The organism is Xanthomonas boreopolis (assembly GCF_046529185.1).
Classification (GTDB): Bacteria; Pseudomonadota; Gammaproteobacteria; order Xanthomonadales; family Xanthomonadaceae; genus Pseudomonas_S; species Pseudomonas_S boreopolis.
Genome location: NZ_CP097162.1, coordinates 942,979 through 963,820, shown reverse-complemented (window position 1 = coordinate 963,820; position 20,842 = coordinate 942,979). Strand labels below are relative to the sequence as shown.

Genomic DNA, 20,842 nt, shown 5'->3' with positions numbered 1-20,842 from the left:
GGTGGACGACCGGCGCGCGCGCGGCGACGCGGTCGAGGCGGCCGCGCGCCGCTTGCTGGAACGCGCCGGCCTGCGCACGCTGGCCGGCAACGCGCGCTACCGCGGCGGCGAACTCGACCTGGTGATGCGCGACGGCGACAGCGTCGTGTTCGTCGAGGTGCGCTATCGCCGCGATGCCGCGTTCGGCGGCGGCGCGGCCTCGGTGGACCTGCGCAAGCGCCGCAAGCTGGCGCTGGCCGCGCAGATGTTCCTCGCCTCGCATCCGGCGCTGGCGCAGGCCCCCTGCCGTTTCGACGTGGTCGACGCGCACGGCGACCCGCCGCAGTTGCAGTGGATCCGCGACGCCTTCCGCGCGGACGAAGTCTGAACCGGATCCGGCCCGAGCGGCCGGGCCCGCGCGATAATGCGGCGATGCGCGACCTTCCCTTCGACCTGCAGCAAACCCTGGCGCAACGGCTCGGCCCCGACGGCTGGCTCACCGACGCCGACAGCCGCCGCCGCTACGGCGAGGACGATTCGCGGCGCTGGGCGCTGGCCGACGCCGTCGCCCTGCCCCGGACGGTCGACGAGGTGGTCGCGGTCGTGCGTGCCTGCCGCGCGCACAAGGTGCCGCTGATCGCGCGCGGCGCGGGGACCGCGACCACCGCGGCATCGGTGCCGTTCGACGGCGGCGTCGTGCTGTCGCTGGCGCGCATGAACCGGATCGTCGCGCTGCGCCCGGCCGATCGCTGTGCGATCGTCGAGCCGGGCGTGCTCAACGAGGCGCTGCAGCACGCACTGGCGCCGCACGGGCTGTTCTGGCCGCCGGATCCGTCGAGCGCGGCGCTGTGCAGCATCGGCGGCAATCTCGCCACGAACGCGGGCGGACCGCGCGCGGTGAAGTACGGAGCGACCCGCGACAACGTGCTCGGACTGGTCGCGGTGACCGGCGCCGGCGAGGTGATCCGCTGCGGCGGCGCCTACACCAAGGATGCGACCGGCTACGACCTCGCCCACCTGATCGTCGGCAGCGAGGGCACGCTCGCGATCATCGTCGAGGCGACGCTGAAGCTGGCGCCGCGCCCGCAGGCGCAGGCCGGGCTGCGCGCGTTCTACCGCGACGCGGCCAGCGCGGCGGCCGCGGTATCGCGGATCATGGCGCGGCCGGCGACGCCGGCGATGCTGGAGTTCATGGACCGCAGCGCGATCGCGCTGCTGCGGCGCAACGGCAGCGACGTGCCCGACGCCGGGGCGATGTTGCTGATCGAGGCCGACGGCGACCACGACACGCTCCCCTATGCGCTGCAGGCGCTGGCCGATGCCGCCGAGGGCGACGGCCTCGTATCGCTCGACGTCGCCGCCGACGGTGCCGCGCGCGACCGGTTGTGGGCGGCGCGCAAGGCGCTGTCGCCGGCGCTGCGCACGATCAAGCCGGGCAAGATCAACGAGGACGTGGTGGTGCCGGTGTCGCGCATTCCCGACCTGGTGGCCGGCGTGGAGGCGCTGGCCGCCGAGTTCGACCTGCCGATCGTGGCGTTCGGCCATGCCGGCAACGGCAACCTGCACGTCAACATCATGTACGACGACGGCGACGCCGCCGAAACCGCGCGCGCGCAGGCCGCGTTGCCGCGCGTGTTCGCGCTGGTGCTGGCCCTGGAAGGCACGCTCTCGGGCGAACACGGCATCGGCGTGGCCAAGCGCGACTACATGGCGCAGGCGTTCTCGCCCGAGACGCTCGCGGCGATGCGCGCGATCAAGGCCGCGCTGGACCCGGACGGCATCCTCAACCCGGGGAAAGTGCTGCCGGCGTAGCAAACGCGGCCTTTGCAGGAGCGGCATGAGCCTCGGCAAGCCTTGCTTCGTCGCGCTCCCGCACCGTGATGTTGGCTTTTGCGGAGAGACCGCATGAAAGGCCCTCGCGGCTGAAGCCGCTCCTACGGTGCATCGACCGACTGGTCAGGATGAAGCAGCAAGGAGTACTTGTTGCCGTTGCCGTTGCCGTTGCCGTTGCTCGTGATTTTGCTTCGGCTTCCCGCCTTTGACTTTGACTTACCGGGGGCCCCTCCGTAGCGGCGGAGACGGCGGGAAAAACCCCGAAGGGCGACGTGCATGGATGCACGTCGTTTTTCGCCGCGACAGGATGTCGCGTCGAAAAATCCCGCCGGCCCCGCGAACCCGCAGCAAGGCTGCGGGGGCGCAGGCGGGGTGTGCTTGATCAGCCATTCGGCTGCTGTGAAGCGCTTCTTTTGGTTACTTTTCTTTGCACAAGCAAAGAAAAGTGACTCGCCGTAAGGCGAAAGCTTTTTGCTGTTGCTCCAAACAGAAAAGGCAAAGCAACGTCCCTGGATCCCCGCCTTCGCGGGGATGACGGTAGATAGATAGCTGAGGACGAACAACAAGAGCAGATAGATGGCGGAAAAGTCGCTGGTGCCTAGGTGCCTACGCGGAGACGACGAGGAGGGATTGCTACAACCTCAACCACCCATGGCGCATCAAACCTCACGCCAACAAAAGCACCGCCTCAACCCGCCCGCTGCACCCCGATGAAGCGCAACCCTACCCCCGGCTCGGTCACGATGTAGCGCGGCGCCGCGGCATCGTCGTGCAGCTTCTGGCGCAGCTTGCCGACCAGGATGCGCAGGTAGTGCGTATCGCCCTCGTGGGTCGGTCCCCACAGCTCGCGCAGCAGTTGCGGCTGCGTCACCACGCGGCCGGCATGGCGCAGCAACAGCGCCAGCAAGGCGTATTCCTTGCGGCTCAACGCCAGCGGCTCGCCATCGAGCGCCACCTCGCGCAAGCCCAGGTGCACGTGCAGGTGGCCGTCGTCGAACACCACCTCCTCCATGCTCGCCGCCGCCGCGCCGGCCTGGCGCAGCAGCACGCGGATGCGCGCCATCAGTTCCTGCACGCCGAACGGCTTGGTGACGTAGTCGTTGGCCCCGGCGTCGAGCGCGGCCACCTTCTCGGCCTCGCCGGCGCGCACCGTCAGCATGATCACCGGCACCGCCGACCATTCGCGGATCGCGCGCAGCACCTCGTGGCCGTCGCGGTCGGGCAGGCCGATGTCGAGCACCACCAGCTCCGCGCCCTGTGCGGCCAGCGTCGCCAGCCCTTCCTCGCCGGTGGCGGCCTGCAGCACGCGGTAGCCCTGCGCGCGCAGGCTGATGTCGAGGAAGCGGCGGATCTGCGGCTCGTCGTCGACCACGAGCACGCGCGGGGCCGGAATCGCGGAGGCGGGGTCAGTCGTCATCGGCACGCGCGGAGGGGGCGGGTTGCAACAGCGGAAGGGTAATGCGGATCACGGTGCCGCGCCCGTCCGGGCCGGCCAGCGCCTCCACGCTGCCGCCATGCGCGCCGATCATGCCCTGGCAGATGGTCAGGCCGAGCCCGGTGCCGTGGCGGCCGCGGTCGCCGCGCTCGACGCTGTAGAACATGTCGAAGATGCGCGCGCGCTCGTCCTCGGGTATGCCCGGGCCGCGGTCGGCGACGTCGATGCGCAGCGCGCCGTCGTGCAGCGATGCGCTCATCGTCACCGCCTCGTCCGGCGGGGAGAACTTGGCGGCGTTCTCCAGCACGTTGAACACCGCCTGCTCCACCAGTGCCGGATGCACCCAGATCGGCGGCAGGCCGGGCGCCAGCGCCAGCTCGACCCTGGCCTGCGGCTGGTAGCGCTGCAGGCGCCGCCGCGCCGAGCCGAGCAGTTCGTCCACGCCGATCCAGTCGCGGTTCAAGGTCAGGCCGGTGTGGCCGAGCCGGGTCATGTCGAGCAGGTTCTGGATGTAGCGGTCCAGGCGCTCGCCTTCCAGCTGGATGGTTTCCAGCAGGCTGCGGCGGTCGGCGGCGTCCATGCGGTCGCCGTAGCTGGCCAGGCTGCTGGCCGAACCGATCATCGAGGCCAGCGGCGAGCGCAGGTCGTGCGAGACCGACGACAGCAACGCCGAACGCAGGCGCTCGGTCTCGCCGGTCACGCGCGCGCTCTCCAGGTCGGCGACCAGGCGCGTGCGCAATGCGGCCTGGCCGATGTCCTCGACCATGGCTTCGGCCAGGCGGCGCTGCTCCAGGGTCGGGCGCGCCTGGCGCGCGTCGAAGCGCAGCGCGGCCACGCCCAGCGTGCCCTGCTCGGCGCGCACCGGCAGGCACCACCAGCTCGCCCCGGCCAGCGTATCGGTATAGCGCCCGGCCGGCTGGCCGTGGCGCTGCGCCCAATCCGCGGCATCGCGGTCCAGCGCGGCCAATCCGGCGCCGGGGTCGCTCTCGCGCTGCTCCAGCCGCAGCCAGGCCTCGGCGCCAAGCGCGCTGGACAAGGCGCGCCGGCCGGCATCCAGCACCTGCCCCAGGTCGGCCGCGGCGCCGAGCCGGCGGCCCAGCGCCTGCAGTGCATTGGCGTGCGCGTTGGCCGCGCGCAGCGCCAGCACCTGGCCGCGCAGGCGCGAGGCCAGGCGGCCGGCGACCAGTGCGGCGATCAGGAACAGGCATACCGTGACCACGCCCTGGCGCGCGCTGATGTTGAGGGTGAAGCGCGGCTCGATGAAGAAGAAGTTGTAGGCGACGAAGCTCAGCAAGGCCGCCAGCACCGCCGCCGCCATGCGCGTGCGCGCGGCCACCAGCACCACCGCGACGATGAACACCATCGACAGGTCGTCGATGTCGGTCCAGCGCTGCAGCAGCCAGGCCACGCCGACCGCACCGGCCGCGGCGAGCGCGGCATAGGCCAGGTCGTAGCGGCGCAGCCATTGCCCCGGGCGCCGCCAGCGCCGGCGCGCGCGCGCGCGCGCATCGGCGGAACTGACGATCACCAGTTCGTAGTGCGCGCCGCGCTGCAGCAGCTGCTGGGTCAAGGTACGGTTGAACATCCGCGCCAACGGCCGTTCGTGGGTGCGCCCGAGCACCAGCGTGGACACGCCGTTCTGCGCGGCGAAGTCCAGCAGCGCATCGGCGATGCCGGTGCCGTGCAGTAGCGCGGTGTCGCCGCCGAGCCGGCGCGCCAGCGCGAACGCGCGGTCGATCTCCAGCTGCCAGTCGTCCTCGGCGACGGTGCGCGTCTGCACGGTCACCACGGTCCAAGGCGCGTCGCGGCGCTCGGACAGGCGGCGCGCCACCCGCACCAGGTACTCGGAACCGCCTCGCCCGTCGATCGCCACCAGCACGCGGCGGCGCAGCGCCGCGGTGCCGGGCAGGCCGCGCGCGGCCTGGGCATCGCGCAGGTCGCTGTCGACGCGGTCGGCGGCGGTCTGCATCGCCAGTTCGCGCAGCGCCGCCAGGTTCGACGGCGAGAAGAACGCCTGCAACGCCTGCGCCGCCTGTTCGGGCAGGTAGACCTTGCCCTGCTGCAGGCGCTCGATCAGCTCGCGCGGCGGCAGGTCGACCAGCACGATGTCGCGCAGGCGGTCGAACACCGCGTCCGGCACGGTCTCGGACACGCGCACGCCGGTGATGCGATGGACCAGGTCGTTGAGGCTCTCCAGGTGCTGGATGTTGACCGTGGTGTAGACGTCGATGCCGGCGTCGAGCAGTTCGTCCACGTCCTGCCAGCGCCGCTCGTGGCGGCTGCCCGGCACGTTGCGGTGGGCCAGTTCGTCGACCAGGGCCAGCTGCGGCTTGCGCGCGAGCAGGGCGTCGAGGTCCAGTTCCTCGAGCGTGCGCCCCTGGTAGCTCACGCGCTTGCGCGGCAGCAGCGCCAGCCCTTCGAGCAGCGCGGCGGTCTCGGCGCGGCCATGGGTCTCGACGATCCCGGCCACCACGTCCACGCCCTGGCGCATGCGCTCGCGCGCGCGCGACAGCATCGCGTAGGTCTTGCCCACGCCCGGCGCCGCGCCGAGGAACACGGTCAGCCGGCCGCCGCGTTCGCGTTGCAGTTCGCCGATCAGCGCATCGGCCTGTTGGGTGCGGGCATCGGTCATGAGATGGATTGTCGCCGAACGCTGGAGAGGCTGCCCTCATCCGCCCTGCGGGCACCTTCTCCCGCAAGCGGGAGAAGGAATGAGCACCTCTCCCCTCCTGCCCGCGGGAGAGGCGCTGGGCATCTCCCCTCTCCCGCATGCGGGAGAGGGGGCGGGGGTGAGGGAAAGGGACTCACCGTACCGCGTCCAGCGCCAGGTTCAGCGCCAGCACGTTGACCCGCGGCTGGCCGAGCACACCGAACTGGCGCTGCTCGGCCTGTGCGTCGAGCAGCGCGCGCACGCGCGCCTCGGGCCAGCCGCGCGCCCGCGCCACCCTCGCTACCTGCTGGCGCGCGGCGGCCACCGAGATGTGCGGGTCCAGGCCGCTGCCGGACTGGGTCAGCAGGTCCGTCGCGACCTCGGCCTCGGCGACGCCGTCGCGCGCGGCCACGGCCTTGCGAGTATCGGCGATGCGCTGGACCAGTTCGGGATTGGAACGCGCCTGGTTGCTGCCGGCCGCGGACATCGGGTCGTACTTGGCGGCCGAGGGCCTAGGCTGGAAATACTTGGCGTCGGCGAACGGCTGCGCCACCAGCGCCGAGCCGACCACCCGGCCATCGCGCTCGATCAGCGAACCGGTGGCCTGCCGCGGGAACGCAGCCCCGGCGATGCCCGTGGCGACCAGCGAATACGCCAGGCCGAAGCCGAGCAGTATGACCAGTGCCATCGCCAGCGAGGCACGCCAGGCGCCCGGGTCGCGCAGCGGCCGGGAACCGGAAGAAACATCGGAAACAGGCATGGGATTCTCCTCAGGCGCCGACCAGCGCGGCCAGCGCCATGTCGATCAGTTTGATGCCGGCGAACGGCAGCAGCACGCCGCCGACGCCGTAGACCAGCATGTTCCGGCGCAACAGCGCGGTCGCCCCGGCCGGACGGAAGCGCACGCCGCGCAGGGCGAGCGGGATCAGTGCGGGGATGATCAGCGCGTTGAACACCAGCGCCGCCAGCACCGCGTTGCGCGGGCTCGACAGCTGCATCACGTTCAGCGCCGCCATCGAGGGAATCGCCGCGGCGAACAGCGCCGGCAGGATCGCGAAGTACTTGGACACGTCGTTGGCCAGCGAGAAGGTGGTCAGCGCGCCGCGGGTGATCAGCTGCTGCTTGCCCACTTCCACCACCGCCAGCAGCTTGGCCGGGTCCGAATCCAGGTCGACCATGTTGCCGGCCTCCTTGGCCGCCTGCGTGCCGGAGTTCATCGCCAGGCCGACGTCGGCCTGCGCCAGCGCCGGCGCGTCGTTGGTGCCGTCGCCGACCATCGCCACCAGCCGGCCGCCGGCCTGCTCGCTGCGGATGCGCGCCAGCTTGTCCTCCGGGCGCGCCTGCGCGATGTAGTCGTCGACGCCGGCCTCGGCGGCGATGGCGGCGGCGGTGAGCGGGTTGTCGCCGGTGATCATCACCGTCTTGATGCCCATCGCGCGCAACTGCGCGAACTTCTCCTTGATGCCGTGCTTGACCACGTCGCTCAGCTCGACCACGCCGAGCACGTGCTTGCCTTCGGCCACCACCAGCGGCGTGGCGCCGCCGCGCGCGACCTGCTCGATGCGGCCGGCCAGTTCCGGCGACGCCACGCCGCCTTGCGCCTGCACCCAGGCGGCGATCGCGTCGCCGGCGCCCTTGCGGATGCTGCGGCCGTCCACGTCCACGCCGGACATGCGCGTCTGCGCGGTGAAGGCGATGAAATGCGCGTCGTCCGGCTCCCGCATCGCCGCGCCCTGTTCGCGCGCCAGCTTCACGATCGACTTGCCTTCCGGGGTCGGGTCGGCCAGCGAGGCCAGCATCGCGGCGTCGCGCAACTGGCCGCGGTCGATCCCGGCCAGCGGATGGAACGCGGTGGCCTGGCGGTCGCCGTGGGTGATGGTGCCGGTCTTGTCGAGCAGCAGCACGTCCACGTCGCCGGCCACTTCCACCGCCTTGCCGGACTTGGCCAGCACGTTGGCGGCCAGCGCGCGGTTCATGCCGGCGATGCCGATCGCCGGCAGCAGGCCGCCGATGGTGGTCGGGATCAGGCACACCAGCAGCGCGATCAGCAGCAGCGGATCGAGCTTGACGCCGACGAAGCCGGCGATCGCCGGCAGCGTCGCCACCACGATCAGGAAGGTCAGCGTCATCGCCGCCAGCAGCAGCGTCAGCGCGATCTCGTTGGGCGTCTTCTGGCGGTTGGCGCCCTCGACCAGCGCGATCATGCGGTCGAGGAAGCTCTGCCCCGGCTCGGCGGTGACCTTGAACACGATCTCGTCGGACAGCACGCGGGTGCCGCCGATCACGCCGCTGCGATCGGTGCCGGCCTCGCGCAGCACCGGCGCGGATTCGCCGGTCACGGCGGCCTCGTTGATGGTCGCCAGGCCGCGCACGATCTCGCCGTCGGCCGGGATGAACTCGCCCTCGGACACGACCACGTAGTCGCCCGGGCGCAGCTCGGCCGCCGGCACGCGGGTCTCGCGCGCGTCGTGCTCGCCGCCGAGGCGGCGGGCGACCAGGTCCTTGCGCGCGCGCCGCAACGAGGCGGCCTGGCCGCGCCCGCGCGCTTCGGCGATCGCCTCGGCGAAGTTGCCGAACAGCACGGTGACGAACAGGATCGCGGTGACCGCCCAGGCGAAGCCTGGCGAAGCCTGGCCGGTGGCGGCGATCAACGCGGCCAGCAGCGTGCCGGCCATCACCACCGCCATCACCGGGCTGCGCAGCAGGTGGCGCGGGGAGAGCTTGAGGAAGGCATCGCGGCTGGCCGCGGCGAGCGCCGCGCCATCGAACAGGCGCGGCTGCGTGCGGATGCGCTTTTCCGTGGAAACAGGAGCATTCATGGGGTGATCCTCAGTGCATTGCCAGGTGTTCGGCGATCGGTCCCAGCACCAGCGCCGGCATGAACTGCAGCACGGTGAGGACCACGATCACCGCGACCAGCGTCAGCGCGAAAGTCGGGGTTTCGATCTGCAGGCTGCCGGCCGATTCCGGCGCGCGGCGCTTGGCGGCCAGGCGCGCGGCGACGACCAGCGGCACGACCAGCGCCGGATAGCGGCCCAGCGCCAGCACCAATGCGCAGCTCAGGTTCCACCAGTAGGTGCCGTCGCCCAGTCCCTCGAAGCCGGAACCGTTGTTGGCGAAGGCCGAGGTGTACTCGTAGAACACCTGGCTGATGCCGTGGAAGCCCGGATTGGAGTTGCCGGTGAACTGCGGCAGCGCCAGCGCCAACGCGGTCAGCCCCAGCAGCACCAGCGGCTGCAGCAGGATCAGCAGCGCCAGCAGTTGCACTTCGCGCGCCTCGATCTTGCGCCCGAACAGCTCCGGCGTGCGCCCGGTCATCAGCCCGGCCAGGAACACGCCCAGCATCAGGTAGACGATGAACTGCTGCAGGCCGCAGCCGATGCCGCCCCAGATCGCGTTGATCAGCATGTCCACCAGCGTCACCAGCCCGCTCAGCGGCGCGAGCGAATCGTGCATCGCGTTGACCGAGCCGTTGGACGTCTGCGTGGTCAACGCCGCCCACAGCGCGGACGCGTCGGCGCCGATGCGCACCTCCTTGCCTTCCATCAGCGCCGCCGAGGCGGCACTGGCCGAATGCGCCTCGGACCACAGCAGCAGCGAGGTGGAGGCCGCCGACATCAGCAGCATCGTGCCGAACACCAGCGCGGCCAGCCGCTTGCGCCCGGTGAAGAAGCCGACCATGAACACCACCGAGACCGGGATCAGCACCAGCGCCAGCGTCTCCAGCAGGTTCGCCAGCGGCGTCGGGTTCTCCAGCGCCACCGTGCTGTTGGGCCCGTACCAGCCGCCGCCGTTCGTGCCCAGCTGCTTGACCGCGACCATCGCCGCGACCGGGCCCACCGGAATCTTCTGCTCGGCCATCCCGGCACTCGCATCCAGCGGATGCGCGACGGCGGCGCCGTGCAGCGTCGAGGGAACGCCCTGCCAGCCCAGCAGCAGCGTCCAGAGCAGGCACAGCGGCAGCAGGAAGCGCACGCTCGGGCGGATCACGTCGGCCCAGTAGTTGCCGACATCGACCGCATCCGCGCGGCCTTCCCCGGCGACATCGCGCGACCGTTCCTGGCGCAGCATGGCCGCATCCCGATCGTACGGCCCGGTCGCGGCCGGTGCCGGCAGGGCATCGGCCGGACGCGCGACCGCCCGCCCACCGAACAAAGCCCGCAACGTCGCCACCACCAGCGCCAGGCCCATCATCGGCGTGGCCACCTGCAAACCCACGATGCCGGTCATCTGCGACAGGTACGACAGCTGCGCCTGCCCGGAGTAATGCTGCTGGTTGGTGTTGGTCAGGAACGACACCATCGTGTGCAGCGCGGTATCCCAGCGCAGGTTGGCGATGCCGTCCGGATTGAACGGCAGCCAGGCCTGGGTCATGAACACCGCCCAGACCAGCAGCCCCACCACCAGGTTGCTGGCCAGGAACGCGCGCACGTAGCCGCGCCAGGACATGCCGTGCCGCGGCCGCACGCCGAGCAGCGCGTACAGCGGCCGCTCGACCCAGCCGAACAGCGCGTCGCCGCGCATCGGCGCACCGCGCATCACGGCCGCCAGGTAGCGGCCGAGCGGCCATGCCAGCACGATCGCCAGCGCGTAGACGAGAAAGGTTTCGGTCATGTCGGCGTCCTCAGAACTCTTCCGGGCGCAGGACCACGTACAGCAGGTAGGCCGCCGCGACCAGCACGGCGACACCGCAGACGAACGAAAGCCAGCCGCTCATTGCTCTCTCCTGTCAAAAGGACGCTTGCAGTGCGACTTCCAGCCGCGAGCCGGCCTGCCCGGGGAACAGGCGGCGCGCGGCGTCATCGGTGAAATGGCCACTCACGCGTAGCTCGCACGGCCGGGCGAAGGCCCATACCGCGCTGACCTGCCCGTGCGTGTAGTCGTCGGCATAGGCGCTGTCGAGCCAGTAATGCCCCGCCAGCGCTTCGAAGCGCAGCGCATCGTTCACCGGCAGGCGCGCACCGATCTGCGCGTAGCTGCCGGCGCGGCCGCTGGCGAGCGCATCGTCGGACACGCCCAGCTGCAGCCAGTAATTCCGCTTCCAGGTCACGGTGGCGCCGACCTCGTTCCAGTCGAGGTCGGCCTTGCTGCCCGGGTACTGGTAGCGGGTGAAGTTGACGTCCAGCGCCCAGTCCGGCGCCAGGCTGCCGCTCCAGCCGGCGACGAAGTCCATTTCGGTACTGGCGCCGACCGCATCGCCGAAATCGACCGACGAGCCCCACAGCGAACCATAGAGGCCGTTGTCGGCCGAAGCCTTCAACCCGCCCTGCACCGCGGCGTTGCCCTGGTTCTGGCTGGAGCCGCGCCAGACATAGTCGCTGGTGAACGCGGCGCTGCCGCCGAACGTAACGGCCTGCGCGGACGGCATCGCCATGCACAGGCCCAGGAACATCGCACCCGGCAGGCACGACGGAAGACCAGACTGCAATTTCATGAAACACGATCCATGGGCGGAACCCCTCCGCCGATGCAGCCAGTCTGTTCCTGTCCCCCATAAAGTCTCCATGGCGGACGCTGCGAGAGACCATAAATTCTGCGTAACTTCGATCGGACGGCGGCGCCTGACCGGCGCCGCCGTCACCGGCTCAGTGCAGCGGCACGCTCAGCCGCGATGGCGCCGCCGTCGGCGAGCCGAACGTGACCGTACCGCCGGCGGTGGTCGCGTCGGCATAACGCGGGTCGAGGGTGTCGACGACCAACACCAGCCGGCGGCCGGCCGCGATCCTGGCCGCGCTCGCCTCCAGCACGATGTTCACGGTCCGCGCCGCGCCCGGCGTCGCCCCGCGCAGGCTGTAGGGCTTGTGGCTGAGCAGTTGGCCGACCCCCAGCGCATCGACGCTGTAGAGGTAAGCGAAAAGCGACACGTCCGGCTGGCTCGGCGTCACCGTGATCCGCAGCGTCGGCGATCCGGCCAGCGTGTGCTCGCTGGAATACACCGGACCCATCCACACCCCGGCGCCGGCGCGCGCGACCAGCGGGATCGAGGCGACCGCCGGCTGGCCCAGGCCCTGCAGCAGTCCGCTGACCAGCACCACGCCCGAGTCGGCCACGGTCGGCACCGCGGTGACGATGCGGTGCGACCAGCCGGTGGCGTCGCCGGCCAGCAAACGCCCGGTCGGCAGCAGCAGCCCGGCCGGCTTGTCCAGCCCGTAGGTCGTGGGCGCGGCCTGCACCGCGCTCCAGTCCGGGTAGTCGAGCCACTGCCCGTCCAGCGTCGCCAGCCGCACCGCCGGTTCGTCCTCGACCCCGTTCGCGGCGCCCTTGAGGTAGCGGTCGAACCAGCGCACCGCCGCGTCGTAGACCGCGTTCGGCAGGCCCAGCGCACCGGGCAGCTCGGCGGTGGCGTGGTCGCCCTGGCTGAGCAGCAACTGCTTGGGCCCGTGCAGGCGCTGGTAGAAGTCGACGTACTGGTTGGGCGGGAACAACCCGTCGTTGAACGCATTGGCCAGCAGCACCGCGGTCCCGTTGCGGTTGAGCGCGTCGGCCTCGTGCACCACCCCGCGGCTGGCGGCCCGCGGCAGGAAGCCTTGCACCGCGCCGTCGTAGTCGCCGAGCGCGACCTTTGCGGTGATCTGCGCCAGCTCCGGGCCGGGGCGGCCGGTCAGCGCGCCGGCCGCGACCAGCAGCGCCACGCCCTGCTGGCTGACGGTCCGGTTCGCGTACAGCGAGGCTTCCAGGTCGGCCCAGCCGCTCAGCGCGGCGACCACCTTGATACGCGGGTCGCGCGCGGCCGCGAGCAGGCTGGTGCCGGCGCCGTAGGAGATGCCGGAGGCGCCGATCGCATCCGGGTCGGCCGGGGTGTTCGCCAGCGCCCAGTCGATCACCGCGCTGACGTCCTCCACGGTCGGCGCGCCGGCGATGTCGATCAGCCCGGCCGAATCCCAGAACCCGCGCGAGGTGTAGCTGACCACCACGTAGCCGCTGCCGGCGAGCTGGGTCGCGCGGCCGAGGTATTCCAGGTTCGGCAGCGACCAACTGGCCGGCATCACCACCAGCGGGAAGGGTCCGTCGCCCTGCCCTTGCGGCACCAGCACCAGGGCGCCGAGGGGGGTGCCGTCCCAGCCCGGTATGCGTTGATAGGTCTTGCTGAAACCGGCCGCGGACGCAGCGGCGGAAAAGGCCAGCAACGCGACCAGCGCGAGCCAGCGGGCGACGATCCTGCTCATGTAACGGCTCCTCCCAGGTAAACCCGCCGGACCGGGATGGACCGGCGGAAGGCACGACAAGGTGGAACCCGGCGGGGGAGCCAGCGGCCAGACCGTACCATCAAGTATGGTTACAGCCAAGCTGGGGAGCCGCGGATCGGGGACATCGTTTGGAAGTCCCTGGGTCCCCGCCTTGCGCGGGGACGACAAGAAGGTGATGCTGCGCGAACGCCCACGACGCGCTCGGGCAGGTCCTCCGCTATCCCGCGAAGTGCTGGTATCCGGTCCTCGGCGGCACCCAAGCCCGCCCCGCCGGATCCAACACCACCACCCCCTCCCCCTCGACGATCCGCCCGACCCGCGCCACCGGCACGTCCGCGAACAGCATCGCCTGCTCCACCGCGTCGCGATGCTGGCGCGGCGCCGTGAAGCACAATTCGTAATCGTCGCCGCCCGCGCACTGCAGCGCGTACCGCTCATCGCCCTCGAACGCAGCGCGCAACGCCGCGGATGCGGGGAGGGCCTCCAGGTACACCTGCCCGCCGACCCGGCTGCGCGCGCAGACATGGCCGAGATCGGCCAGCAGGCCATCGGATACGTCGATCGCCGCATGCGCCAGGCCCACCAGCCGCAACCCGGCCTGCACCCGCGGCGCCGGCCGCTGCAGGCGCTGCCGCAACGGCTCGATCGCCGCATCGGCCGCGCCGGCCACCGCCAGCGTGCCGGCCTGCCAAAGCCTCAGGGCGGCCGCCGCATCGCCGAGCGAACCGGTCACCCAGATATCGTCGCCGGCCCGCGCCGCATCGCGGCGCAACGCGCTGCCGGCCGCCACCCGCCCCATCGCCGTGACCGACAGCGACAGCGGCCCGCGCGTGGTATCGCCGCCAATCAGCGCGACGCCATGGCGATCGGCCAGCGCGAAGAAACCTTCGGCGAAGCCGTCCAGCCAACGCGCGTCCACCTGCGGCAACGACAGCGACAACGTGCACCAGGCCGGCTGCGCGCCCATCGCGGCCAGGTCGGACAGGTTCACCGCCAGCGTCTTCCAGCCGATGTCGAATGGCGCGCTCTCCGGCGGGAAATGCACGCCGTCGTTGAGCGTGTCCATCGTCACCACCAGTTCCTCGCCCGGCGGCACCCGCAGCAGCGCGGCGTCGTCGCCGATGCCGAGCGCGATATCGCCGCGCCCGCGGCTGCGGGCACGGAGATGGTCGATCAGGGCGAATTCGTGCATAAGGCGGGATTGGGGATTCGGGATCGGAGATTCGTGAGAAGCAGGGGCGCTTTTGCGAATCCCCGATCCCGAATCCCGCGCCGGCGCTACGCGCCGCCGCCCGACTCGACCTTGCGCCAGACCAGCGCGGCGCGGTCCAGCACGCCGTTGACGTAGGTGTGGCCGTGCTCGGAACCGAAGCGCTTGGCGGTCTCGATCGCCTCGTTGATCACGACGCGATACGGCACGTCCTGGCGATACAGCAGCTCGTAGGCGGCTAGGCGCAGCACCGCGCGCTCGATCGCGTCGACCTCGGCCACGCTGCGGTCCAGGTACGGCGCCAGCGCCTCGTCCAGCTCGGCGTGATGCGCCAGCACGCCCTCGACCAGGTTCTCGAAATAGCCCAGGTCGGCCACTTCGTGCGCCTGCTCGTGGGCGAACTGCGCGATCACCTGCTTGGCGTTGCCGCCGGAAATCTGCCAGGCGTAGACCGCCTGCAATGCGCGGCGGCGCGCGCGCGAACGCAGCACCGGGTCGATGCCGTCGCGGCGGACGTGCCTGTGATGGCCGCCGGGCTTGTTCATGGCAGTTGCTCCAGCAGGTTGACCATCTCCAGCGCCGCGATCGCGGCCTCCTCGCCCTTGTTGCCGTGGCTGCCGCCGGCGCGCGCCTCGGCATCCTCGACGCGCTCGACCGCGAGCACGCCGTTCAGCACCGGCACGCCGGTCTGCAGTTGCACGCTCATCAGGCCCTCCGCGCACAGGTCGGCGACGTGCTCGTAGTGGCGGGTGTCGCCGCGGATCACGCAGCCCAGCGCGATGATCGCCGCGTGCTGGCCGCCCTGGGCCACGCGATTGGCGGCCATCGGGATCTCCCAGGCGCCGGGCACGCGCACGACGTCCACCGCGCCGTCGGGAATGCCGTTGCCGGCCAGGCTCTGGCGGGCACCGGCGACCAGCACGTCGGTGATGCGGGCGTTCCAGCGGCTGGCGATGATCGCGAAGCGCGCGCTGGTGGGGCGGAGGTCGCCTTCGTAGTGGCTCATGCGGGGCGGGGATCCAAAAGGTGGGTCAGTTTAACAGCGGGGACTCGGGACTCGGGACTCGGGACTCGGGAAAGGCTCGCGGTCCTCCGCCGGCCAGGCAAGGGGCCGGCGGAAAGCCGGCCGCGCTATCGGACGGGGGCATCGGGAACGCTCTTGCGAGTCCCGGCGTCCGGATCCCGGGTCCCGGCCCCGTCCAGGTACTCCACGACCTCCAGTCCATACCCCGCCAGCGCGACCTGCCGGCGCGGCGTGCCGAGCACTCGCAACTTGCCCAGGCCGAGGTCGGCCAGGATCTGCGCGCCGGCACCGTTGCGCCGCCATTGGCCCACGTCCTTGTCCTTTCCGGCCGGACGCACCACGGGCTCGCGGCGCAGCCGGGCCAGCAGCGCGTCGCTGTCGCGCGGCGCCGACAGCACCACCATCACGCCCTGCCCTTCGGCGGCGATCGCGCGCAAGGCATCGGTGCCGGCGATGCCGAAGTCGTCGCGCCGCCAGTGCAGCAGGTCGGCCAGCGGGTTCTCGACCTGCACCCGCACCAGCGTCGGCGTGGCCGCGTCCGGGGCGCCCTTGACCAGCGCGAAGTGCAGGTCGTGGGCGATGCGGTCGCGGTAGGTCAGCAGCTTGAACGGACCGAACTCGGTGTCGATCTCGCGTTCGTCCACGCGCTCGACGGTGTGCTCGGTCGCCAGGCGGTAGGCGATCAGGTCGGCGATCGAGCCCATCTTCAGCCCGTGCTCGCGCGCGAACGCCTCCAGCTCCGGCCGCCGCGCCATGGTGCCGTCGGGGTTGAGGATCTCGACCAGCACGCCGGCCGGCTCCAGGCCGGCCAGCATCGCCAGGTCGACGCCCGCCTCGGTATGCCCGGCGCGGGTCAGCACGCCGCCCGGCTGGGCGATCAAGGGAAAGATGTGGCCGGGCTGGTGCAGGTCGGACGGCTTGGCGTCCGGCTTCACCGCGGTACGGATGGTATGCGCGCGGTCGTAGGCGGAGATGCCGGTGGTCACGCCCTCGGCGGCCTCGATGCTGACCGTGAAATTGGTCTGGAACTGCGCGGTATTGGCGCGCACCATCGGCGCCAGCCCGAGCTGGCCCGCGCGCTCGCGGGTCAACGGCAGGCATACCAGGCCGCGGCCGTGCGTGACCATGAAGTTGATGTCCGACGGCTTGACCAGTTCGGCGGCCATGATCAGGTCGCCTTCGTTCTCGCGGTCCTCGTCGTCGACGATCACCACCATGCGGCCGGCGCGGATCTCCTCCAGCAACTCGGGAACGGGGGCGAAGTTCATGCCTGCCCCCGCTCGCCGAGCAGGCGTTCGACGTAACGGGCCACCAGGTCGATCTCCAGGTTCACCGCGTCGCCGACCGCCGTGTGCGCGAAGCGCGTGTGCGCGACCGTGTGCGGGATCAGCGCGACCTCGAAGCCCGCTTCGTCCACCTCGTTGACGGTGAGGCTGACGCCATCCACGCAGATCGAGCCCTTCTTGGCCACGTACTTCAGCAGCGCGGCCGGCGCTTCGATGCGCCAGCGCTGCGCGCGCTCGTCGTCGTGGATGGACAGCACCGAGCCCAGGCCGTCGACATGGCCGCTGACCAGGTGGCCGCCGAGGCGGTCGGTGGGGCGCATCGCGCGTTCCAGGTTCAGCGCCGCGCCTTCGGCCAGGCTGCCGAGCGTGGTGAGCGCCAGCGTCTCGGTGGAGGCATCGGCCTGGAACGAGCGCGAGTCGAACGCGATCACGGTCAGGCACACGCCGTTGACCGCGATGCTCTCGCCGAGCTGCACGTCCTCGAACGGCAGCGTGCCGACCTCGAACGTGAAACGGACGTCGCCGCCGCGCGGCTCGCGCGCGGCCAGCCGGCCGACGCCCTCGATGATGCCGGTGAACATCAGCGCACCTCCCGGTAACCGGCCGCGGCGATCGCGGCCCGGGAGAGGGCGTTTATCGGAGTGCCCGCGCCTGCGGGCAGTTGCTGGAGGAGCTGCATATACGTTTCTCGCGTTGGGGTAAGCGAAAAACGCCACAAGGCAAACAGGCACCGCACGACGCGGATGCCGTGCAGGTACCGTCTTCTTTCATCCGGACTTTCCGGCATGGCCCCGGGCCCTGCCGACCGTCGGCTCCGGCATCTGACCGGATCTGCTGACCTTCCAAGGCACGGACCCACGCGGCGTGGCGTGATCGCATGCCATCGAAAGCGCTCGCGGGCTCGTGCCTCGCCGCAAGGGCGCCGCACCTACCGCCGGTGGGGAATCTCACCCCGCCCTGAAGACGTTCGTGGAATGCCGGCGAACCGGCCGCGGCATTCTACCAGCCCGGGACGAACGCCTGCCGCCACGCAGCGTTCCGCGGGCGGAATGTCGCCTTTCCGCGGTCGGCGGCCTGTTCAGGGAACGCGCCGGCACCTAGAATGCGCCGGCGACAGGACTGTCGCATGCCGGCCCGCAACGGGACGGCGACATGGACATCAATTCGGAGAGAAACCCCTGATGCGCAACACCCTGATCCTGGCTGCCATGCTGGCGGCCGCCCCCTTCGCCGCTTCCGCCGCCGACGGCCTGAGCTACAACTACGTCGAGGCCGGCTGGACCCGCCTGAGCGTGGACATCGGCGACGGCAACGAGCACGGCAACGGCGGCTACATCCGCGGCTCCTGGCAGATCGCCCAGCCGGCCTACGTCTTCGCCTCGTTCGCCCAGGTCGAGAAGACCTACCACTACGACGAAGGCGTGCGCGACAAGTACACCCTGAGCCAGCCGGAGATCGGCATCGGCTTCCGCCAGGAGTGGACCGAGCGCGTCGACTTCATCGCCGACATCGCCTACCTGCGCCTCAACGCCAAGGTGAAGCTGAGCGGCTACGACGACTACTTCGACGTCGTCGGCATCGACGGCAGCTACAAGGAGCACGTCAACGCCGGCCGCGCCACCGTGGGCGTGCGCGGCAAGCCCTCGCCGCGCACCGAAGCGTGGATCAAGGCCGGCTACATGGACGGCAGCGACTTCGACAAGGGCGAATTCGTCGGCAACCTCGGCGGCCAGGTCAACTTCAACCGCACCTGGGGCCTGGTCGGCGAAGCGCAGTTCATCGACGACACCACCCAGCTGTCGCTCGGCGTCCGCGCCAGCTTCTGACCGGCACCGCGAACGAAGGGCTCCGCAAGGAGCCCTTCTTCTTCGCCACCTTGCGGGAGGGACTTCAGTCCCGGCGGCTCTTGCACTTGAATCCCCCGCGCATGGGGAGGTCCAGGCCTTGCAAGGAGATCTGCACAAGCCTGTCGGGACTGAAGTCCCTCCCACAGCAATCCTCCCTCGGCGGCCGCGACGGCCTCATGCGCCATCCGGGCGCAGCAACAGGCGCAGGTCATCCCCCACCTGGCGCACGTCGGCCGGCCTGAACGCCAAGCGCTGCGCCATCGTCTCGATCCCCAGCCCCGACAGCAGCGGACGCGCGTCGCCGCCGAGCAGCACCGGCGCCACGTACAGCAGCAGTTCGTCGACCAGCCCGGCCTTCAGCAGCGCGCCGCCGAGTTCCGCGCCGGACTCGACCTGCACCTCGTTGATGCCGCGCTCGCCCAGCAGCGCCAGCGCCGCATGCAGGTCGAGCCGCCCCTCGCGCAACGGCACGCCGGCGAACTCCACGCCGTCCAGCGCCGGCGGCACCAGGCCGGCCGCGTGCAGGTACAGCGTCGGCGCCGCACCGTCGCGCACCTTCGCCTGCCCGAGCGAGCGCAGGCGGGTGTCGAACACGACCCGCAACGGCGGCACGAACTCGGCAGGCGCCGGCAGCCGCACGGTCAACGACGGATCGTCCGCCAGCACCGTGCCCGCGCCGGCCAGGATCGCCGAAGCGCGCGCGCGCCAGCGTTGCACGTCGGCGCGCGCGGCCTCGCCGGTGATCCATTTCGACTCCCCGCTGGCCAGCGCGGTGCGCCCGTCCAGGCTCGCGCCGTACTTCAGGCGCAGCCAGGGCCGGCCGCGCTCCACCCTCGACAGGAATCCCTGGTTCAGCGCGCGCGCCTGGGCCTCCATCAGCCCCGAGGCGACCTCGATCCCCGCCTCGCGCAGCCGCTCGAAACCGCCCCCGTTGACCTGCGGGAACGGATCGCGCATCGCCGCAACCACCTTCGCCACGCCGGCCTCGACCAGCGCCAGCGCGCACGGTGGCGTGCGCCCGTAGTGCGCGCACGGCTCCAGCGTCACGTAGGCGGTCGCGCCGCGTGCCCGCTCGCCCGCCTCGCGCAGCGCGAACACCTCCGCGTGCGGCCCGCCGGCGCGCCGGTGGAAGCCCTGCCCGACCACCTCCCCGTCGCGCACGATCACGCAGCCGACCCTGGGATTCGGTTGCGTGGTGAACGCCCCCTGCTCGGCCAGGCGCAGCGCCCGTGCCATCCAGCGATGGTCTTCGCCGCTGAAAAGGGGAGCGGTGGATGCGCTGCTCATCGTCGGTATCCGTGGGACGCGGTGCGGCACAGTGTGCGGCATCAGGCCCCGGCCGCGGTATCGATCGCCATCACCGCCACGGCAGGCAGGTGCGGCAGCTCGACGCGCGTCTCCACCGACCAGCCCAGCCGCGCGTAGTACGCCACCAAGGACGATTCGCAGTACAGGAACACGCGCGCGATGCCCGACTGCCGCGCCGCCGCGACGCAATGCGCGACCAGCGCCTCGCCCGCGCCCCGCCCGCGCGCCCGCGGACGCACGTACAGCGAGGCCAGCCACGGCGAGTAGCCGCCGATCGAAGGATGGTCGTCGTGCAGCAGGCTCACCGAACCCAGCCAGGCCATCGCCTGCCCAGCGCCCGCCCGCGGATCGTTGTCGTCCAGCATCACCCAGGTGGCGGGAATGCCGTCGTTGCCATGGGAGGCCAACTCGGCCGCGGCCTGCTCGACGCTCCAGCCGGGCTGCAGCGCGCCGAAGGCCTCGACGTGCGCCCGGGCCAGCGCACCGATGCATCCGGGCACCTGCGCAAGACGCACGATGCGCGGCGCGTTCACCGCTTGCCGGTCTTGCCGACCTGCTCCAGCGCCGCTTCCAGCAACGGCAGCTGGTCGCTGCCGACCGGCAGCTCGCGCTCCAGCTTCTCGATCTCCTCGCGGAAGTCGGCCACGTCCTGGAAACTGCGGTACACCGAGGCGAAGCGCACGTAGCCGACGTGGTCGAGCTTGCGCAGCTCGGCCATCACGTACTCGCCGACCCGGATCGAGGGCACCTCGCGCTCGCCGCTCATGCGCAGCTGATGCACCACCGCGCGCACCGCCGCCTCGATCTGCTCTTCCGACACCGGCCGCTTCTGCAGCGCGCGATCGAAACTGGTGCGCAGCTTGCGCGCGTCGAACGCCTCGCGGCCGCCGTCGCTCTTGATCACGGTGGGCAACTTGAGCTCGATCGTCTCGAGCGTGCTGAAGCGCTCGCCGCAAGCCTCGCACTCGCGGCGCCGCCGGATCGTGGCGCCGTCTTCGGACACGCGCGAGTCGATCACGCGGGTGTCGTTGTGCTGGCAGAAGGGGCAGTGCATCAGGGGCCGTGATTGGTAATTGGTGATTC

Annotated in this window: 20 protein-coding genes and 1 riboswitch; of the genes, 3 read left to right on the top strand and 17 right to left on the bottom strand. The window is 71.2% G+C overall.

The features are described from left to right. The first annotated feature begins 1 nt into the window (after nt 1). Entirely contained in the window at nt 2-367 is a 366-nt protein-coding gene (locus tag M3M27_RS04340) for a YraN family protein (protein WP_140719740.1), read from the top strand. A gap of 44 nt (nt 368-411) precedes the next feature. Further along, a complete protein-coding gene (locus tag M3M27_RS04335) occupies nt 412-1,791 on the top strand; it encodes an FAD-binding oxidoreductase (protein ID WP_140719743.1) in 1,380 nt (459 codons plus the stop codon). 122 nt (nt 1,792-1,913) lie between these two features. Here the strand turns inward: M3M27_RS04335 and M3M27_RS04330 are convergent, their stop codons facing one another. The 14 genes from M3M27_RS04330 to M3M27_RS04265 form a co-directional block, all read right to left on the bottom strand. Beyond that, complete coding sequence (locus M3M27_RS04330) at nt 1,914-2,378, bottom strand: hypothetical protein (protein ID WP_434027281.1); 465 nt, start codon at nt 2,376-2,378, stop codon at nt 1,914-1,916. A 122-nt stretch (nt 2,379-2,500) separates the two neighbouring features. Further along, nucleotides 2,501-3,229: a response regulator gene (locus M3M27_RS04325; protein ID WP_140719744.1), complete on the bottom strand. Its 729-nt coding sequence runs from the start codon at nt 3,227-3,229 to the stop codon at nt 2,501-2,503. Beyond that, nucleotides 3,219-5,879, bottom strand: coding sequence for a DUF4118 domain-containing protein (locus tag M3M27_RS04320; RefSeq protein ID WP_434027280.1), 2,661 nt, complete (start codon nt 5,877-5,879; stop codon nt 3,219-3,221). Before M3M27_RS04320 ends, M3M27_RS04325 begins: the two co-directional genes overlap by 11 nt. A gap of 172 nt (nt 5,880-6,051) precedes the next feature. After that, nucleotides 6,052-6,657: a potassium-transporting ATPase subunit KdpC gene (gene kdpC, locus M3M27_RS04315; protein WP_434027278.1), complete on the bottom strand. Its 606-nt coding sequence runs from the start codon at nt 6,655-6,657 to the stop codon at nt 6,052-6,054. Nucleotides 6,658-6,667: 10 nt separating this feature from the next. Continuing rightward, entirely contained in the window at nt 6,668-8,716 is a 2,049-nt protein-coding gene (gene kdpB / locus M3M27_RS04310) for a potassium-transporting ATPase subunit KdpB (RefSeq protein WP_434027277.1), read from the bottom strand. 10 nt (nt 8,717-8,726) lie between these two features. Beyond that, a complete protein-coding gene (kdpA, locus tag M3M27_RS04305; protein WP_434027276.1) occupies nt 8,727-10,511 on the bottom strand; it encodes a potassium-transporting ATPase subunit KdpA in 1,785 nt (594 codons plus the stop codon). Between the two features lie 10 nt (nt 10,512-10,521). After that, the gene (locus tag M3M27_RS04300) at nt 10,522-10,614 is read right to left on the bottom strand and encodes a potassium-transporting ATPase subunit F (protein ID WP_140719755.1); all 93 of its coding nucleotides are present in this window, start codon (nt 10,612-10,614) and stop codon (nt 10,522-10,524) included. Nucleotides 10,615-10,626: 12 nt separating this feature from the next. Continuing rightward, a complete protein-coding gene (locus M3M27_RS04295; RefSeq protein WP_434027275.1) occupies nt 10,627-11,331 on the bottom strand; it encodes a TorF family putative porin in 705 nt (234 codons plus the stop codon). Nucleotides 11,332-11,482: 151 nt separating this feature from the next. Next, a complete protein-coding gene (locus M3M27_RS04290) occupies nt 11,483-13,063 on the bottom strand; it encodes a CocE/NonD family hydrolase (protein WP_434027274.1) in 1,581 nt (526 codons plus the stop codon). Between the two features lie 238 nt (nt 13,064-13,301). Continuing rightward, nucleotides 13,302-14,276: a thiamine-phosphate kinase gene (thiL, locus tag M3M27_RS04285; protein ID WP_434027273.1), complete on the bottom strand. Its 975-nt coding sequence runs from the start codon at nt 14,274-14,276 to the stop codon at nt 13,302-13,304. A gap of 86 nt (nt 14,277-14,362) precedes the next feature. Beyond that, entirely contained in the window at nt 14,363-14,839 is a 477-nt protein-coding gene (gene nusB / locus M3M27_RS04280; protein WP_140719762.1) for a transcription antitermination factor NusB, read from the bottom strand. After that, entirely contained in the window at nt 14,836-15,300 is a 465-nt protein-coding gene (gene ribH, locus M3M27_RS04275; protein ID WP_434027272.1) for a 6,7-dimethyl-8-ribityllumazine synthase, read from the bottom strand. The genes nusB and ribH overlap by 4 nt, the downstream gene beginning before the upstream one ends. A gap of 125 nt (nt 15,301-15,425) precedes the next feature. After that, a complete protein-coding gene (gene ribB / locus M3M27_RS04270) occupies nt 15,426-16,586 on the bottom strand; it encodes a 3,4-dihydroxy-2-butanone-4-phosphate synthase (protein WP_434027271.1) in 1,161 nt (386 codons plus the stop codon). After that, entirely contained in the window at nt 16,583-17,185 is a 603-nt protein-coding gene (locus M3M27_RS04265) for a riboflavin synthase (protein WP_434027270.1), read from the bottom strand. The genes ribB and M3M27_RS04265 overlap by 4 nt, the downstream gene beginning before the upstream one ends. A 174-nt stretch (nt 17,186-17,359) precedes the next feature. Then, a riboswitch (FMN riboswitch) is annotated at nt 17,360-17,573 on the bottom strand. A gap of 212 nt (nt 17,574-17,785) precedes the next feature. Between M3M27_RS04265 and M3M27_RS04260 the strand changes: the two genes are divergently transcribed. Then, on the top strand, nt 17,786-18,430 hold the full coding sequence (locus M3M27_RS04260) for a hypothetical protein (protein ID WP_140719771.1): 645 nt from the start codon (nt 17,786-17,788) through the stop codon (nt 18,428-18,430). Between the two features lie 195 nt (nt 18,431-18,625). On the opposite strand, the gene ribD is transcribed toward M3M27_RS04260, so the two are convergent. Genes ribD through nrdR form a run of 3 tightly spaced genes read right to left on the bottom strand, consistent with a single transcriptional unit; the run spans nt 18,626 to nt 20,813 of the window. Next, complete coding sequence (ribD, locus tag M3M27_RS04255) at nt 18,626-19,738, bottom strand: bifunctional diaminohydroxyphosphoribosylaminopyrimidine deaminase/5-amino-6-(5-phosphoribosylamino)uracil reductase RibD (protein ID WP_434027269.1); 1,113 nt, start codon at nt 19,736-19,738, stop codon at nt 18,626-18,628. 41 nt (nt 19,739-19,779) lie between these two features. Then, complete coding sequence (locus M3M27_RS04250) at nt 19,780-20,292, bottom strand: GNAT family N-acetyltransferase (RefSeq protein WP_434027268.1); 513 nt, start codon at nt 20,290-20,292, stop codon at nt 19,780-19,782. Further along, nucleotides 20,289-20,813, bottom strand: coding sequence for a transcriptional regulator NrdR (gene nrdR, locus M3M27_RS04245; RefSeq protein ID WP_140719775.1), 525 nt, complete (start codon nt 20,811-20,813; stop codon nt 20,289-20,291). Before nrdR ends, M3M27_RS04250 begins: the two co-directional genes overlap by 4 nt. Nucleotides 20,814-20,842 lie beyond the last annotated feature (29 nt).